Raw genomic sequence first — 15,217 nt, forward strand, 5'->3', positions numbered from 1 at the left:
TGCTAAGATGGGTGCCTATGAGCCAGAACACCTCTACTGCCCTTGTGGCAAACAATCTCCCGATTCCCAGTGCGCTCGGTTCGCTGGACGCCTACATCGGTGCCGTGCACCAGATCCCGGTGCTGTCGGTCGATGACGAACAGGACCTGGCCCGTCGCTTCCGCGACGGCAACGATCTGGACGCTGCCCGCGAGCTGGTGCATTCGCACCTGCGCTTCGTGGTGCACGTGGCCCGCGGCTACAACGGCTACGGCCTTGCCCTGGGCGACCTGATCCAGGAAGGCAACATCGGCCTGATGAAGGCGGTCAAGCGCTTCGACCCGGACATGGGCGTGCGCCTGGTCTCCTTCGCGGTGCACTGGATCCGTGCCGAGATGCACGAGTTCATCCTGAAGAACTGGCGCATCGTGAAGGTCGCTACCACCAAGGCGCAGCGCAAGCTGTTCTTCAACCTGCGCAAGTCGAAGACGCGCCTGGGCTGGATGAACGCGGCTGAGGTGAGCGCGGTGGCCAAGGACCTGAACGTGTCCGAGCGCGAGGTCATGGAAATGGAGTCGCGCCTGTCGGGTCGCGATATCGGGTTCGATGCGCCGACCGACGAGGACAACGAGCACGCGCCGCCGTCGCCGGCCGCGTTCCTGGTTGCCGACGACGAAGACCCGTCGATGGCCTACGAGCGCGAGGACAGCGAAGACAACCAGATGCAGCTGCTGCGCGAAGGCCTGGCGGAACTGGATGCGCGTTCGCGCGACATCATCCGCCGCCGCTGGCTGGACGCGGACAGCAAGGTGACGCTGCAGGAACTGGCCGACGAGTACGGCGTGTCGGCCGAGCGCATCCGCCAGGTTGAAGCGAACGCGCTGAAGAAGATGAAGGCGCTGTTCACCGCGTAAGGCGGGACGGTGTTGAAGCAATGAAAAGGCCCGGCATTGCCGGGCCTTTTCTTTTCGGTGGCGTTCTCATCCATGCATGGCGTGGATCTACCAATGTCAGTAGAGCCACGCCCTGCGTGGCTGCGGCGCGGTCGTCACCCCTCGCGTGCGATCGCGCGCCAACCAATGTCGTTGCGGTGGAACTCGTTGGCCCAGCTCACCTTGGCCACGCCGGCATAGGCATTGGCCTGCGCGTCGCGCACGCTGTCGCCCAGTGCGGCCACGCACAGCACGCGACCGCCCGCACTGACCACGTGGCCCTGCGCATCCAATGCCGTACCGGCATGGAACACCTTGGCACTGGCCGGCACGTCGTCCAGGCCGGAAATCACGTCACCGGTGATCGGCGCTTCCGGGTACGGCCTGGCCGCCAGCACCACGCCTAGCGACGGGCGCGCGTCCCACTGCGCTTCGACCTCATCCAGGCGGCCATCGATAGCCGCTTCCACCAGCTCGACCAGGTCCGACTGCAGGCGCAGCATCACTGGCTGGGTTTCCGGGTCGCCAAAGCGCACGTTGAATTCGATCACCTTCGGTGCGCCGCTGGCGTCGATCATCAGGCCGGCATAGAGGAAGCCGGTGAAGGGAATGCCGTCGGCGATCATGCCCTGCACGGTCGGGTTCACCACTTCACGCATCACGCGGGCATGCACCTCCGGGGTGACCACCGGGGCCGGCGAATAGGCGCCCATGCCGCCGGTGTTCGGGCCGGTGTCGCCATCGCCGACACGCTTGTGATCCTGCGAGGTGGCCATCGGCAGCGCATGCACGCCGTCCACCATCGAAATGAAGCTGGCTTCCTCGCCGTCGAGGAATTCCTCGATGACCACGCGCGCACCGGCATCGCCGAACGCGTTGCCGGACAGCATGTCACGCACGGCGTCTTCGGCTTCGGCCAACGTCATTGCGACAATGACACCCTTGCCGGCGGCCAGGCCGTCGGCCTTGACCACGATCGGTGCGCCCTTCTCGCGGATGTAGGCCAGGGCGGCGTCCACCTCGGTGTGCACGGCGTAGAACGCGGTGGGGATGTTGTGGCGCGCCAGGAAGTCCTTGGCGTAGGCCTTGCTGCCTTCCAGCTGCGCGGCGGCGGCGGTCGGCCCGAAGATGCGCAGGCCGGCGGCGCGGAAGCGGTCGACCACGCCGGCCACCAGCGGTACTTCCGGGCCGACCACGGTCAGCGCTACGCCTTCGGCCTGGGCCAACGCCAGCAGGCCGTCGATATCGGTCACCTTGACTGCCACGTTGCGGCACGTGTCTTCGCTGGCGGTACCGGCGTTGCCGGGCGCCACGATCACTTCGGTGACACGGGAGGACTGGGCCAGCTTCCATGCCAGGGCGTGTTCGCGGCCGCCAGAGCCGATGACGAGGATCTTCATGGGACAGGGTTCTCGGGTACGGAAGAGAAAAGCCGGGCAGGGCCCGGCTTGGTGATGCGGATCAGTGGCGGAAGTGGCGCACGCCGGTGAACACCATGGCCAGCCCATGTTCGTCGGCGGCGGCGATCACTTCGGCATCGCGCATCGAACCGCCCGGCTGGATGACCGCCTTGATGCCGGCGGCTGCAGCGGCATCGATGCCATCGCGGAACGGGAAGAAAGCGTCGGAGGCCATCACCGAGCCCTCGACCACCAGGTTCGCATCGGCGGCCTTGATGCCGGCGATGCGGGCCGAGTACACGCGGCTCATCTGGCCGGCACCGACACCGATGGTGCGGTTGTCCTTGGCATAGACGATCGCGTTGGACTTCACGAACTTGGCCACGTTCCAGGCAAACAGCAGGTCGGTGAACTGCTTGTCGGTCGGCGCCAGCCTGCTGACCACCTTCAGTTCGTCGCGGGTCATGCCGCGGTTGTCCGAGGACTGCAGCAGCAGGCCCGAGCCGACGCGCTTGCTGTCGAAGTTGTTCAGGCCGCCGCCGTGCGGGATGCGCAGTACGCGCACGTTGGCCTTCTTCTGCGCGTACTCCAGCGCGGCCGGCTCGTAGTCCGGGGCGATCAGCACTTCGACGAACTGGCGGTCGAGGATCACCTTGGCGGTGGCGGCATCCAGCGGCTTGTTGAAGGCGATGATGCCGCCGAAGGCGCTGGTCGGGTCGGTGGCGTAGGCCAGCTCGTAGGCATCGCCGTTGCCGGCACCGACGGCCACGCCGCACGGGTTGGCGTGCTTGACGATGACGCAGGCCGGCGCATCGAACTGGCGCACGCATTCCCACGCCGCATCGGCGTCGGCCAGGTTGTTGTAGCTCAGCTCCTTGCCCTGCAGCTGCTGGAAGGTGGCCAGCGTGCCCGGCACCGGGTACAGGTCGCGGTAGAACGCGCCGCTCTGGTGCGGGTTCTCGCCATAGCGCAGGTCCATCACCTTCACGAAGGTGGAGTTCATCTGCGCCGGGTACTCGGCACGGGCCGGCACGGCGGCGTCAGTGGCGGTGACCGCCGACAGGTAGTTGCTGATCGCCGCATCGTACTGGGCGACGCGGTTGAACGCGGCCACCGAGAATGCGAAGCGGGTGGCCGCCGTCAGCTGGCCGTTGTTGGCCTCCAGCGAGGCCAGCAGCTCGGCGTACTGCGACGGATCGGTGGCCACCGCCACGCGGGCGAAGTTCTTGGCAGCCGAGCGCAGCATGGCCGGGCCGCCGATGTCGATGTTCTCGACCGCGTCGGCCAGGGTGCAGTCGGCCTGGGCGGTGACCGATTCGAACGGGTACAGGTTCAGCACCAGCAGGTCGATGGCACCGATACCGTGCTCGGCCATCACTGCGTCATCCAGGCCGGAGCGGCCCAGCAGGCCGCCGTGCACCATCGGGTGCAGGGTCTTGACCCGGCCGTCCATCATTTCCGGGAAGCCGGTGACCTCGGCCACGTCCTTCACGGCCAGGCCCGCATCGCGGATCGCCTTGGCGGTGCCGCCGGTGGACAACAGCTCCACGCCGCGTGCCGCCAGCGCAGTGGCCAGCTCGACCAGGCCGGTCTTGTCGGAAACGGAGAGGAGGGCCCGGCGGACGGGCAACAGATCAGCAGTCATGGGACAGAATCGGCAGCGGAGCGGGGCCGATATTGTAGGCGGTGGGGGCCGGTGGCGGGCGCCGGCGGGGAAAATCGACCCGCACCCACGGCCTGTGGCCGCCTTCAGCACAGCCTGGCCGGGGACGGTCCGCAGGCAATTCGATGGGGCGCGCTGCTCCAATCGGGTAGGCTGTGCCGGAACTGCCAAGGATCAGCGGGTTCGGATCGTGTCGATCTATGCATTGAAAGGACGTTTTCAGGACCTGTTGCGTCCGGCCGTACGCGGTCTGTACCGCATGGGGATCACCGCCAATGCGGTGACCGTGACCGCGGCCGTGGTCTCGCTGCTGGTCGCTGCCGCCGTCTGGTGCTGCGCGCCGGCCCAGCCCCTGCTGTACCTGCTGCTGCCGCTGTGGATGCTGCTGCGCATGGCGCTCAACGCCGTGGACGGCATGTTGGCCCGCGAGTTCGGCCAGCAGTCGCGGCTGGGCGCCTATTTGAACGAGCTGTGCGATGTGATCGCCGACGCGGCGCTGTACCTGAGCCTGCTCAGCGTGCCGGGCGTGCGCCCGGAAGTGCTGTGGCTGGTGGCCTGGACGGCGGCGCTGAGCGAGTACGCCGGGGTGCTGGGGCTGATGGTCGGTGCCAGCCGCCGCTATGACGGCCCGATGGGCAAGAGTGACCGCGCCTTCGTCGTCGGCGTGTTGGGTCTGCTGCTGGCGTTTGGGTGGGTTGGCGCGATGACGGTGACGGGCGTGGCCGCGGCCATGGCGGTGCTGTGCATGCTGACCATGATCAACCGCGTCCGTCGCGGACTGCGGGAAACGGCGGTTTCGTCGAATTAATCAAGCAGATACAAAAAGACAATCAGGAGATTGCATGCGTCAGGCGCAGGAACGGGAATTCCACAGCTTCGACCAGGTACCGCTGTTCTACCGGTACTGGGCGGGCACCACCGCCACCCCGGCCACCCGGGCCATCGTGCTGCTGCACCGCGGCCACGAGCACTCCGGGCGTGTCACCCACCTGGTCGATGAGCTGGACCTGCCCGACACCGCCTTCTTCGCCTGGGATGCGCGCGGCAATGGCCGTTCGCCGGGTGCGCGTGGCGATGCACCGGGCTTCCCGGCGCTGGTGCGCGACTTGGACAGCTTCATCGCCCACATCGGCGCCGAGCACGGCATTGCGGTGGAAGACATCGTGGTGATCGCGCAGAGCGTAGGGGCGGTGGTCGCCGCGACCTGGGTGCACGATTACGCGCCACGCCTGCGTGCGCTGGTGATGGCTTCACCGGCGTTCAAGGTGAAGCTGTACGTGCCGTTCGCGCGGCCGGGCCTGGCCTTGATGCAGAAGCTGCGCGGCAACTTCTTCGTCAACAGCTACGTCAAGCCGCAGTGGCTGACCCATGACCCGGCGCGGGTGGAAAGCTACCGTACCGATCCGCTGATCACCCGGCCGATCTCGGTGCGCGTGCTGCTGGGCCTGTACGAAGCGGCCGACCGCATCGTGGCCGATGCGCAGGCGATCAGCGTGCCGGTGCAGCTGCTGGTGTCCGGCTCGGATTTCGTGGTGCACCGTGGCCCGCAGGATCGCTTCTATGAGCGCCTGTCCAGCCCGATCAAGGAGCGGGTGCACCTGCCGGGCTTCTTCCACGACACGCTGGGCGAGCGCGATCGGGCACCGGCACTGGCGCGCATCCGCAGCTTCATCCAGGCGCGTTTCGCCGAACCGTTGCGCGAGCTGTCACGGCGCGACGCGCACCGCCATGGGCCGACCTTCGAAGAGTCGGAGATCCTGGCCTGGCCACCGGAACGCAACAGCCTGGCCGACCTGCGCTGGCGCGTTTTACGTGGCGGCCTGCGCTTCGGCGGCACGCTGTCCGAAGGCATCGCGCTGGGCCTGCAGACCGGTTTCGATTCCGGTAGCACGCTGGACTACATCTACCGGAATGAGGCGCGCGGCAAGGGCCCATTGGGGCGGATGGTCGACCGCAACTACCTGGATGCGATCGGCTGGCGTGGCATCCGCGTGCGTGGCCAGCACCTGCAGGAACTGCTGCGCGACGCCGCACAGCGCCTGCGCGGGCAGGGCACGCCGGTGCGGGTGCTGGACGTGGCCGCCGGCCATGGCCGCTATGTGCTGGAAGCACTGGGCCAGGGCGAGCAGCGCGCCGACCGCATCGTGCTGCGCGACTTCAGCGATCTGAACGTGACCCAGGGCCAGGCGTTGATCCAGCGCCTGGGCGCGGCCGACATCGCGCGCTTCGAGCAGGGTGATGCGTTCGACCCGGCACAGCTGGCCAAGGTCGATCCAGCGCCGACGCTGGCGGTAGTTTCGGGCCTGTACGAACTGTTCCCCGACAACGACGCCGTGCTGCGCTCGCTGCAGGGCATTGCCGCAGCGGTGCCGGTGGGTGGCTACCTGGCCTATACCGGCCAGCCCTGGCACCCGCAGCTGGAATTCATTGCCCGTGCCTTGACCAGCCACCGCGGTGGCGCGGCGTGGGTGATGCGCCGCCGTACCCAGCAGGAGATGGACGAGCTGGTGCGCCTGGCCGGGTTCGAGAAGGTGGCGCAGCGTATCGACGACTTCGGCATCTTCACCGTATCGCTGGCGCGCCGGACCGCGTGATGGCGACGCTCGCCGCATCCCCACTGGCCGCAGAGGGGCGCCCCTGGCGGCGCGCCCTGTTGTGGCTGGCCCTGCTGGGTCCGTTCTTCTTCGCCAGTTATGGCTTCGCCAACTGGATGGCCGGCCGCCACGCCACCCTGCCGGTGATGGCGTTCGGCTGGGAGACCCGCATCCCGTTCGTGCCATGGACGATCGTGCCGTACTGGTCGATCGACCTGTTCTACGCGGTCTCGTTCTTCCTGTGCCGGCAACGGCTGGAGCTGGACCGGCACGCATTGCGGCTGTTCAGCGCACAGCTGATCGCCGTGAGCTGCTTCCTGCTGTGGCCGCTGCGCTTCAGCTTCGAGCGTCCGCAGATCGGCGGTGTGTTCGGCTGGCTGTTCGATGTGCTGCTGGGCTTCGACAAGCCGTTCAACCAGGCACCGTCGCTGCACATCGTGTTGCTGATCGTGCTGTGGGTGAAGTTCGCACAGTACCTGCACGGGGTGTGGCGCTGGGTGCTGCACGCGTGGGCGCTGTTGATCGGCGTCTCGGTGCTGACCACGTTCCAGCATCACTTCATCGATATCCCGACCGGCCTGCTGGCCGGCTGGTTGTGCGTGTGGCTGTGGCCGGAGCAGGGCACGCCACCGCTGCGTGCATGGCGCACGGCACGTGATGCCAAGCGCTGGCGCCTGGCAGGGGTGTACCTGCTGGGGGCCGCTGTACTGCTGGTGCCGGTGGTGCTTCTGCGTGGCGCCGCGTTGTGGCTGCTGTGGCCGGTGGTGTCGCTGCTGCTGGTGGCGCTGGCCTATGCCGGGCTGGGTACCGCGGTGTTCCAGAAGCGCGCCGATGGTCGCCTGACCATGGCGGCACGCTGGCTGCTGGCGCCGTACCTGGGCGCAGCCTGGGTCAATTCGCGGCTGTGGACGCGGCGTGCGCCGCATCCGGTGCCGGTGATGGATGACGTGTGGCTGGGACGCATTCCCTGTGCTGCGTTGCCAACACCGCTGGTCGGCGTGGTCGATACCTGTGCTGAACTGTCCTGCCGCGCGCCGGGCGCGGCGTATGCCAGCGTGCCGATGCTGGACCTGGTGGTGCCCACGCCGGAACAGCTGCGCGAGGCGGCCGATGCCATCGAGCGTCTGCGCGTGCAGGGGCCGCTGCTGGTGTGCTGCGCGCTGGGCTATTCGCGTAGTGCCGCCAGCGTCGCCACCTGGCTGCTGCGCAGTGGTCGTGCCGCCGATGCGAACGCGGCAGTGGCGATCGTGCGGGCTGCACGCCCCGGCATCGTGCTGCACGCGGCGCATCTGCATGCCATCACTGCTGCGGCAGGAGCGCGCGCATGAGCACGGTTCCCGATCTGGTGACCATGCAGCTGCTGCTGCGCCAGGGGCGGTGGCCGGCGCTGCTGTCGCTGGGGATGTTGCTGGTGGCACTGCTGCTGCTCGGCACCGAGCCGGGGCTGGCGATGATCGCTGCCGGCCTGTTGCTGCTCAGTGTTGCCGCGGGCATCGCACAGGCCTACCACGCGTGGCGGGTGGGGCTGGATGCCAGCCTGCTGCAGCTGCTGCGCGATGAAGGACTGGAGGGCGAAGCCGCCGCACGCCGCATCGATCAGCTGCTGCACGACAGTGGCCTGCGCCGCGCGTCGCCCGATGCGCCACTGCGTGGCTGGGATGCGCGCTGGTCCGGCATGCGCCGCCTGCTGCTGCGCCAGTACCTGCTGACCGCAGTGCAGTTCGCACTGCTGGTGCTGGCCGTGGTGTGGCCGCAGACGTGAATGGGAGTGATCGATGTTTGCCGAACTGATTGCCCGCGCCTGCAGTGGCGCGATCCATGTGGTGACCGGCGCACGCGCGCTGTGGATCGGTTGCGCGCCGTCCAGCGAGCGCCGCGTGTACTACGGCAACCACGCCAGCCATGGTGACTTCGTGCTGATCTGGTCATCGATGCCACCGGCACTGCGGCGCCAGGTGCGCCCGGTGGCCGCGGCCGAGTACTGGCAGCGTGATGGCCTGCGTCGCTACCTGATCGATGCGGTGTTCAACGGTGTTCTGGTCGAGCGCGAGGCCGGCCATCGCCAGCAGGACCCGTTGCAGGTACTGCGCGATGCGGTGGACGAAGACTGCTCGCTGATCCTGTTCCCGGAAGGCACGCGCAATATCGGCGATGAACCGCTGTTGCCGTTCAAGAGCGGCATCTACCACCTGGCGCGGCAACGGCCGGAGCTGGAGTTCGTGCCGGTATGGATCGACAACCTGAAGCGGGTGATGCCGAAGGGGCGGTTCCTGCCGTTGCCGCTGCTGTGCACGGCCACCTTCGGCACGCCGCTGCGGCTGCAGGCCGACGAGGACAAGGCCGCATTCCTGGCCCGCAGCCGGCAGGCGCTGCTGGACCTGGCGCCGAATGGAGGTCGTGCATGAGTTTCGTGCTGGATGTATCTGGCGATCTGGCAACGCAGAGTGTCGGCCAGCAGACCGGCCTGCTGTTTGCCGGCGTCGGCGCGGTGCTGGTGCTGGCCACGCTAGTGGCCGAGACCCTGCGCTGGCGCCAGCGCGGTCAGCCCAGCGCGGTGATCGCCAACCTGGTGTCGCGTATCCGTGCATGGTGGGTGATGGCGATCGTGGTCGGGCTGGCGCTGTTCTTCGGCCGCGCCGGGGTGATCGTGCTGTTCGCGATCATTTCGTTGTTCGCGCTGCGCGAGTTCATCACCCTGGCGCCGACCCGTTCAGGCGACTACTACGCGCTGCTGGCTGCGTTCTACATCGTGCTGCCGTGGCAGTACTACCTGGTGTGGATCGACTGGTACGGCATGTACACGCTGCTGATCCCGGTCTATGCGTTCCTGTTCCTGCCGATCCTGTCGACCATCGGTGGCGATACCACGCACTACCTGGAGCGCACCGCGAAGGTGCAGTGGGGGTTGATGATCTGCGTGTTCTGCATCTCGCACGTGCCGCTGCTGCTGAACCTGCACGTGCCCGGTCACGACCCCTCGCGCAACGTGCTGCTGTTCGCCTTCCTGGTGATCGTGGTGCAGTCCTCGGACGTGTTGCAGTACATCTGGGGCAAGCTGCTGGGCCGGCACCCGATCGCGCCGAAGCTGTCGCCGTCGAAGACGGTGGAGGGCTTCGTGGGTGGCGTGCTGAGCGCCAGCGCGCTTGGGGCGGCGCTGTGGTGGATCACCCCGTTCACGCCGCTGCAGGCGTTCGGCCTGTCGCTGCTGATCAACCTGATGGGATTCTGGGGCGGCCTGGTGATGTCGGCGATCAAGCGCGACCGTGGGATCAAGGACTGGGGCCACATGATCGAGGGCCATGGCGGCATGCTCGACCGGCTAGATTCGGTGTGCTTCGCCGCGCCGGTGTTCTTCCATGTGGTGCGGTACTACTGGAAGGCGGGCGGCGGCGGGTGATCCCGCCGGGGCTGCATCCACGCATGGCGTGGATCTACCGGTAGTGCCGGCCGCTGGCCGGCAACTGCGACATCCTGCCATCGTTCATGGGGTTGCCGGCGAGCGGCCGGCACTACCCGCGCGCGCTCAGGCGCTGATGCCGTATTCCTTCAGCTTCTTGCGCAGGGTGGCGCGGTGGATGCCCAGCATCGCGGCGGCGCGGCTCTGGTTGCCTTCGCAGTGGTTGAGCACTTCCACGAACAGCGGGATTTCCATCTCGCGCAGCACGATCTCGTAGACATCGTCCGCGTCGCAGCCATCAAGATCACGCAGGTAGCGGCGCACGGACTGGGCGACGTGTTCACGCAGCGGTGGCCGGGGAGCGCCACGACTGTTGTCAGGACGAGAGAGGACAGCGTTCAAGGGGGTTCCCGATTCGGTTGGCCCGTGCGCGCGGAGCGCGCGGCCGGACGAGGTGGTGGCGGCCAGTCTAGCGCGAGCGTGCCCGACCTGCCACGGCTGGTCGCCTCTACCCTGGTCAGAGGAAGTCGAAGGTGAATGCGACGGTGGACGCGGCGGGTTCCTGCACGCGGAACGCGATGCGCGCACTCTGGCCCGGTTCCAGCACGGTCGTGGCCGGGCTTTCGCCAAGGTATTGCGCGGGCGTGAACACGCCGCTGCCGATCACCCGGCCATCGGCATCGGACAGTGACAGGCGCAGGTCCGGCCAGGCCTGTGCCCAGCGCGCATCGTTGCGGATGCTGGCCTGCACCTGCAGCACACCGGCCTGGCCGGGCAGGGGGCGGATCTCGCGGCTGGTCATGGTGAACGCGGTCGGCTCGTGCCAGGCCGGCAGGCTGCAGCGCAGCACGCCGCACAGTGCGCCCAGCCAGGTGCGGTTGCCGGCGTCGGCGGCCAGTCGCGCACGATCGGCCAGCACGCTCTGCAGTACCAGCAGCAGTGCCAGCCCGGAGACCAGCACCCAGTGCCAGCGCGGCGTCGGCAGCGCGCGCGGCCGCGAAGTGCCCAGGAAGCTCGGCGCATCGCCGGCCACCGCCTGCGCGGCCGGGCCGGCAAGGACGGGTTCGATCACGGTCGCTTCGTCGAGGATGACGGTGTCATCGAGCTGTCGCGTCTCCGCCATCGGCGGCAGCGCCGCGTCGACCGGGTCCCCGGACTTCGCGGCAGGAATGTCATGCGCCGACGGGTCGGGCGTGCGCGCGTCGGTCGCAGGTGCGGCCTCGCCTTCCGACGCGGGGCGCAGGAAGGTGGCCAAAGGGCGGCGCGGCGGGTTCGGCTCGGACATGCTCAGGGCGCGGGCTCGGATCCAGCGGTCATTCAATCACGATCAGGCGCGGCGCGTGCCGGTGATGCGCATCCAGTCGCCATCCTGGGTGGCCTGCAGATCGTCGAACCACGCGGAATAACGCTGCAGCAGTTCGCCTTCCTGGCCCTGCAGGATGCCCGACAGGGCGATGCGACCGCCGGCGGCGACGCGTGCGGCCAGCAGCTCGGCCAGCGCATCCAGCGCCGAGGCAAGGATGTTGGCGACCACGATCGGGTAGGTGGCGACCGGTTCGTCCTGCGGCAGGTTCACCTGCATGCGGGCCTGCTCGCCATTGCGCTCGGCATTGTCGGCGGTGGCGACCAGCGCCTGCGGGTCGTTGTCCACGCCGATCGCTTCGGCGGCGCCCAGCTTCAGCGCGGCCAGCGCGAGGATGCCCGAGCCGCAGCCGAAGTCGAGCACGCGCTGGCCCTGCAGCTGGCCGTCCACGGCCAGCTGGTCCAGCCAGCGCAGGCACAGGGCGGTGGTCGGATGGGTGCCCGAGCCGAAGGCCAGGCCCGGGTCCAGCCGCACCACGGCGGCATCGGCGGCCTGTGCAGCGTCCGGCAGTTCATGGTTCCACGGCACGATCCAGGTGCGGCTGCCGAAATCCATCGGCTGGAACTGGTCCAGCCATGCGCGCTCCCAGTCTTCGTCTTCGACCGCGCGGAAGCTGCCATTGCTCCAGTCCAGTTCCGGGTCGAAGGATTCCAGGGCGGCCAGCAGCAGCAGCGCATTGCTGTCGGCGGGGAACAGCGCGCTCAGCACCAGGGTGTCCCACAGCGGCGTTTCCCCCACGCCGGGTTCGAGGATGGCCTGTTCGTTGCTGGTGTCGGCTTCGGCATCAAGCAGGGTCACGGCCAGTGCGCCGACGTCCTCCAGCGCATTTTCATAGCGGGGCTGGGTGGCTTCGGTGCAGCGCAGGGTCAGTTCCAGGAACGGCATGGCGGTGGGGACAGTCGCGGGAAAGGGGGCAATGCTAGACCATCGGGGCGTCTCCGTATTGCCTGAGATGCCGCTTTGAGATGAATGGGGGCAGTTCAGACAGGCCTGCCGGGCCTTGCTAAACTCGGCGCTTTCCTGTGTGCCGTGAACGCTCACCACCGCCGATGGCCTTCGCTCCGACCCTGAAAACCTGGTTGCTCGTGCTGCCGGCGGTGGCCGTGCTGGGCGTGGCCGGGTATCGGGCCAGCGGCCATGCCGCGGGCGTGGCGTCGACGTCGGCGCCGCCGGACCTGCCGCTGGCCATGGCCAGCCGTGACGGCGGAGCGCCGCTGCCGGTGGTGCCGGAAGCCTTGGCGCGTCGGCTGGCGGCTTTCGAGCGCGGCAACACGCTGCCGTCGGGCCTGCCGCTGGACCTGCGCGCCGACATCGAAGACGCCAGCGACCTGTATGCCTACGCCCAGCGCCTGCGCGCACAGGCCGACACCGGCAATCACGAGGCGCGCTGGATGCTCAGCCGCGTCTATGACTATTGCGCGCAGTACGCACTCGATCCGGGTGGCTACCGCCTGGACAACAACGTACTGAGCGGGTTGGGCCTGACTGCGGCGCCGGCGATGATCGAGGCACGCGAGCGGGTGGCACAGCGGTGTGGCGGTTTCGTGCCGGGCGACAAGCTGGGCGCGGCGCTGGTGCTGGCCGAACGCCGCAAGGCGGCCGCGCAGGGCAACCTGGCCGCGGAAGCGTCGCTGTTCGCCGAGGGCGAGCCCTTGCATGACAGTGCCGAGTACCGCCGCGACCTGGTCGAGCGCGTGCGCACCTCGCGCGACCCCGAGGCCTACATGGCCATCGCGCCAGGCATGGGCGTGCGTGCGGCCGGTGACCGCGCGCTTGACGGGCTGGTGGCGGGCGAGCAGCTCAGTGAACTTGCATGGCGGCTTGCGGCCTGTGAACTCGGCCTGGCCTGTGGAGCGGACAGCGTGCTGGTCAACAATTTTTGTGCGAACGGAGGGATCTGTTCGCAGGATGGAGCGCAGGATTTCCGGGATTTCGTGTATGACGCTGCGGTATCGCGGCAAGGTGCTGGGAAAATGAAGGAATGGATCAAGCGATTGGTTGGAAAGAGGGACGGGCGATGAATTACCGTCGATTCCTGCATGGGGCCAAGTTCTGGTTCTGGGTGGCGCTGTTCGTGGCCTACTCGGCTGGGGCGGTTGGCCTGCTGATGATCGATACCTACGAGGACCGCTACCGGCATCTGTCGAAGGTGGAGCTGACCACGGTGAAGGCGCAGGAAGACGTGCGCCGCGCCGGTGCCAGCCAGGTCGCTGCGGTCTACCGCGCGCAGAGTGGCATGCCATTCGCTTCACTGCCGGCCGGCAGCACCTTCCAGGTGGTGTGGCCCGATGGTTCGACCGAAACCATGGTGATCGTCGATCCGACCTCGCCCAATGGCGTGCGGCCGCTGGCCCATTCGCAGATTCCGGCCGACGTGGTCGACAAGCGCTGACGTGCTCGCTGTGGAGCCGAGCCCATGCTCGGCTGTGCTTGGCGGCAAGCCGAGCATGGGCCCGGCTCTACAGGAACAGAAAAGGGCGGGGAGATCCCCGCCCTTTTCATGTCCGGCACCTGGCGCCGATCAGGTCAATGCGATCGGCTTGTTCTTGCGCTCGGCCAGGCGCTTTTCCAGGTAGTGGATGTTCTGGCCACCGGCCTGGAAGCCCTTGTCACGCATGATCCGCTGCTGCAGGGCGATGTTGGTCTTGATGCCATCGACCACCATTTCGCTCAGTGCCACCCGCATGCGGGCAATGGCGGTTTCGCGGTCCGGGCCGTGCACGATCAGCTTGCCGATCATCGAGTCGTAGTTCGACGGCACGCGGTAGCCACTGTAGATGTGGGTGTCCACGCGCACGCCGGGGCCACCCGGCGGATGGAAGCCGGTGATGGTGCCCGGGCTCGGCACGAAGGTTTCAGCATCTTCAGCGTTGATGCGGCACTCGATGGCATGGCCGGTCAGCACCACGTCGCTCTGCTTGATCGACAGCTTCTGGCCGGCGGCGATCTTCAGCTGCTCGGCCACCAGGTCGATGCCGGTGACCATTTCGGTGACCGGATGCTCCACCTGGATGCGGGTGTTCATCTCGATGAAGTAGAAGCGGCCGTCCTCGTACAGGAACTCGAACGTGCCCGCGCCGCGGTAGCCGATGCGGATACAGGCTTCCACGCAGACCTTGCCGATCTGCTCGCGCTGCTCGGCGGTGATGCCCGGCGCCGGTGCCTCTTCCACCACCTTCTGGTGGCGGCGCTGCATCGAGCAGTCGCGCTCACCGAGGTGGATGGCATTGCCCTGTCCATCGGCCAGCACCTGGATTTCCACGTGGCGCGGATTCTCCAGGAACTTCTCCATGTAGACCTCGCCATTGCCGAACGCGGCCTTGGCCTCGCTCTTGGTGGTTTCGATCGAGGTCTTCAGCGACGCTTCGGCGTGCACCACGCGCATGCCGCGACCACCGCCACCGCCGGCTGCCTTGATGATGACCGGATAACCGATCTCGCGGGCGATCTTGGTGTTGGCGACGATGTCCTCGCCAAGCGGGCCGCCCGAGCCGGGCACGCACGGTACGCCCGCGGCCTTCATCGCGCGGATGGCTTCGACCTTGTCACCCATCATGCGGATGGTGTCGGCCTTGGGGCCGATGAAGATGAAGCCGGACTCTTCCACGCGTTCGGCGAAGTCGGCGTTCTCCGACAGGAAGCCGTAGCCCGGGTGGATGGCCTGGGCATCGGTGACTTCCGCCGCCGCGATCAGGGCCGGGATGTTGAGGTAGCTCTGCGGCGACGGCGCCGGACCGATGCAGACCGACTCGTCGGCCATGGCCACGTGCTTGAGGTTGCGGTCGACCGTGGAGTGCACGGCCACCGTGCGGATGCCGAGGGTATGGCACGCGCGCAGGATGCGCAGCGCGATCTCCCCTCGGTTGGCGATGACGACTTTGTCGAGCAT

The 15,217-nt window shown here is 67.8% G+C and carries 15 protein-coding genes; 9 read left to right on the plus strand and 6 right to left on the minus strand.

Features of this window, described 5'->3' with window-relative positions:
- Positions 1-17 precede the first annotated feature (17 nt).
- Positions 18-893, plus strand: a complete 876-nt coding sequence (rpoH, locus tag J3A72_RS04760; RefSeq protein ID WP_005411269.1) for an RNA polymerase sigma factor RpoH — start codon at positions 18-20, stop codon at positions 891-893.
- 134 nt (positions 894-1,027) lie between these two features.
- Here rpoH and purD read toward each other — a convergent pair whose 3' ends face one another.
- Together purD and purH are read right to left on the minus strand one after the other, a co-directional pair.
- Positions 1,028-2,311: a phosphoribosylamine--glycine ligase gene (gene purD / locus J3A72_RS04765; protein ID WP_075076471.1), complete on the minus strand. Its 1,284-nt coding sequence runs from the start codon at positions 2,309-2,311 to the stop codon at positions 1,028-1,030.
- Positions 2,312-2,372: 61 nt separating this feature from the next.
- Positions 2,373-3,956 (minus strand): bifunctional phosphoribosylaminoimidazolecarboxamide formyltransferase/IMP cyclohydrolase, encoded by a 1,584-nt coding sequence (purH, locus tag J3A72_RS04770; protein ID WP_075076470.1) that lies wholly within the window; start codon positions 3,954-3,956, stop codon positions 2,373-2,375.
- Positions 3,957-4,164: 208 nt separating this feature from the next.
- Between purH and J3A72_RS04775 the strand changes: the two genes are divergently transcribed.
- The 6 genes from J3A72_RS04775 to J3A72_RS04800 are packed head-to-tail and all read left to right on the plus strand — an operon-like array spanning position 4,165 to position 9,965.
- The gene (locus tag J3A72_RS04775) at positions 4,165-4,782 is read left to right on the plus strand and encodes a CDP-alcohol phosphatidyltransferase family protein (RefSeq protein WP_075076469.1); all 618 of its coding nucleotides are present in this window, start codon (positions 4,165-4,167) and stop codon (positions 4,780-4,782) included.
- A 34-nt stretch (positions 4,783-4,816) separates the two neighbouring features.
- Entirely contained in the window at positions 4,817-6,568 is a 1,752-nt protein-coding gene (locus tag J3A72_RS04780; protein WP_075076468.1) for a bifunctional alpha/beta hydrolase/class I SAM-dependent methyltransferase, read from the plus strand.
- 23 nt (positions 6,569-6,591) lie between these two features.
- Positions 6,592-7,896 (plus strand): phosphatase PAP2/dual specificity phosphatase family protein, encoded by a 1,305-nt coding sequence (locus J3A72_RS04785; protein WP_172617731.1) that lies wholly within the window; start codon positions 6,592-6,594, stop codon positions 7,894-7,896.
- The gene (locus tag J3A72_RS04790) at positions 7,893-8,330 is read left to right on the plus strand and encodes a hypothetical protein (protein ID WP_075076466.1); all 438 of its coding nucleotides are present in this window, start codon (positions 7,893-7,895) and stop codon (positions 8,328-8,330) included. Before J3A72_RS04785 ends, J3A72_RS04790 begins: the two co-directional genes overlap by 4 nt.
- Positions 8,331-8,343: 13 nt before the next feature.
- Positions 8,344-8,973 carry a lysophospholipid acyltransferase family protein gene (locus tag J3A72_RS04795; protein ID WP_014648619.1) on the plus strand — a complete coding sequence of 210 codons (630 nt, stop codon included), beginning with the start codon at positions 8,344-8,346 and terminating at the stop codon, positions 8,971-8,973.
- Positions 8,970-9,965: a phosphatidate cytidylyltransferase gene (locus J3A72_RS04800; protein ID WP_075076465.1), complete on the plus strand. Its 996-nt coding sequence runs from the start codon at positions 8,970-8,972 to the stop codon at positions 9,963-9,965. The genes J3A72_RS04795 and J3A72_RS04800 overlap by 4 nt, the downstream gene beginning before the upstream one ends.
- A 126-nt stretch (positions 9,966-10,091) precedes the next feature.
- Here J3A72_RS04800 and fis read toward each other — a convergent pair whose 3' ends face one another.
- From fis to prmA, 3 genes are all read right to left on the minus strand, one after another.
- Entirely contained in the window at positions 10,092-10,367 is a 276-nt protein-coding gene (gene fis, locus J3A72_RS04805; protein ID WP_005419706.1) for a DNA-binding transcriptional regulator Fis, read from the minus strand.
- Positions 10,368-10,482: 115 nt separating this feature from the next.
- A complete protein-coding gene (locus tag J3A72_RS04810) occupies positions 10,483-11,250 on the minus strand; it encodes a DUF3426 domain-containing protein (RefSeq protein WP_075076464.1) in 768 nt (255 codons plus the stop codon).
- A gap of 42 nt (positions 11,251-11,292) precedes the next feature.
- Positions 11,293-12,213, minus strand: coding sequence for a 50S ribosomal protein L11 methyltransferase (prmA, locus tag J3A72_RS04815; RefSeq protein WP_075076463.1), 921 nt, complete (start codon positions 12,211-12,213; stop codon positions 11,293-11,295).
- 164 nt (positions 12,214-12,377) lie between these two features.
- Between prmA and J3A72_RS04820 the strand changes: the two genes are divergently transcribed.
- Both J3A72_RS04820 and J3A72_RS04825 read left to right on the plus strand, forming a co-directional pair.
- On the plus strand, positions 12,378-13,349 hold the full coding sequence (locus J3A72_RS04820; RefSeq protein ID WP_049407901.1) for a hypothetical protein: 972 nt from the start codon (positions 12,378-12,380) through the stop codon (positions 13,347-13,349).
- Complete coding sequence (locus J3A72_RS04825; protein WP_075076462.1) at positions 13,346-13,720, plus strand: hypothetical protein; 375 nt, start codon at positions 13,346-13,348, stop codon at positions 13,718-13,720. The genes J3A72_RS04820 and J3A72_RS04825 overlap by 4 nt, the downstream gene beginning before the upstream one ends.
- Positions 13,721-13,849: 129 nt before the next feature.
- On the opposite strand, the gene accC is transcribed toward J3A72_RS04825, so the two are convergent.
- The gene (accC, locus tag J3A72_RS04830) at positions 13,850-15,217 is read right to left on the minus strand and encodes an acetyl-CoA carboxylase biotin carboxylase subunit (RefSeq protein ID WP_014648613.1); all 1,368 of its coding nucleotides are present in this window, start codon (positions 15,215-15,217) and stop codon (positions 13,850-13,852) included.

It is taken from the genome of Stenotrophomonas sp. PvP093 (genome assembly GCF_017876915.1).
GTDB classification, from domain to species: Bacteria; Pseudomonadota; Gammaproteobacteria; order Xanthomonadales; family Xanthomonadaceae; genus Stenotrophomonas; species Stenotrophomonas muris.

Coding starts and splice junctions, on each gene's coding strand:
- rpoH (WP_005411269.1), top strand. CDS start 18: ATGAGCCAGAACACCTCTACTGCCCTTGTGGCAAACAATCTCCCGATT.
- purD (WP_075076471.1), bottom strand. CDS start 2,311: ATGAAGATCCTCGTCATCGGCTCTGGCGGCCGCGAACACGCCCTGGCA.
- purH (WP_075076470.1), bottom strand. CDS start 3,956: ATGACTGCTGATCTGTTGCCCGTCCGCCGGGCCCTCCTCTCCGTTTCC.
- J3A72_RS04780 (WP_075076468.1), top strand. CDS start 4,817: ATGCGTCAGGCGCAGGAACGGGAATTCCACAGCTTCGACCAGGTACCG.
- J3A72_RS04790 (WP_075076466.1), top strand. CDS start 7,893: ATGAGCACGGTTCCCGATCTGGTGACCATGCAGCTGCTGCTGCGCCAG.
- J3A72_RS04795 (WP_014648619.1), top strand. CDS start 8,344: ATGTTTGCCGAACTGATTGCCCGCGCCTGCAGTGGCGCGATCCATGTG.
- J3A72_RS04800 (WP_075076465.1), top strand. CDS start 8,970: ATGAGTTTCGTGCTGGATGTATCTGGCGATCTGGCAACGCAGAGTGTC.
- J3A72_RS04810 (WP_075076464.1), bottom strand. CDS start 11,250: ATGTCCGAGCCGAACCCGCCGCGCCGCCCTTTGGCCACCTTCCTGCGC.
- prmA (WP_075076463.1), bottom strand. CDS start 12,213: ATGCCGTTCCTGGAACTGACCCTGCGCTGCACCGAAGCCACCCAGCCC.
- J3A72_RS04820 (WP_049407901.1), top strand. CDS start 12,378: ATGGCCTTCGCTCCGACCCTGAAAACCTGGTTGCTCGTGCTGCCGGCG.
- J3A72_RS04825 (WP_075076462.1), top strand. CDS start 13,346: ATGAATTACCGTCGATTCCTGCATGGGGCCAAGTTCTGGTTCTGGGTG.
- accC (WP_014648613.1), bottom strand. CDS start 15,217: ATGCTCGACAAAGTCGTCATCGCCAACCGAGGGGAGATCGCGCTGCGC.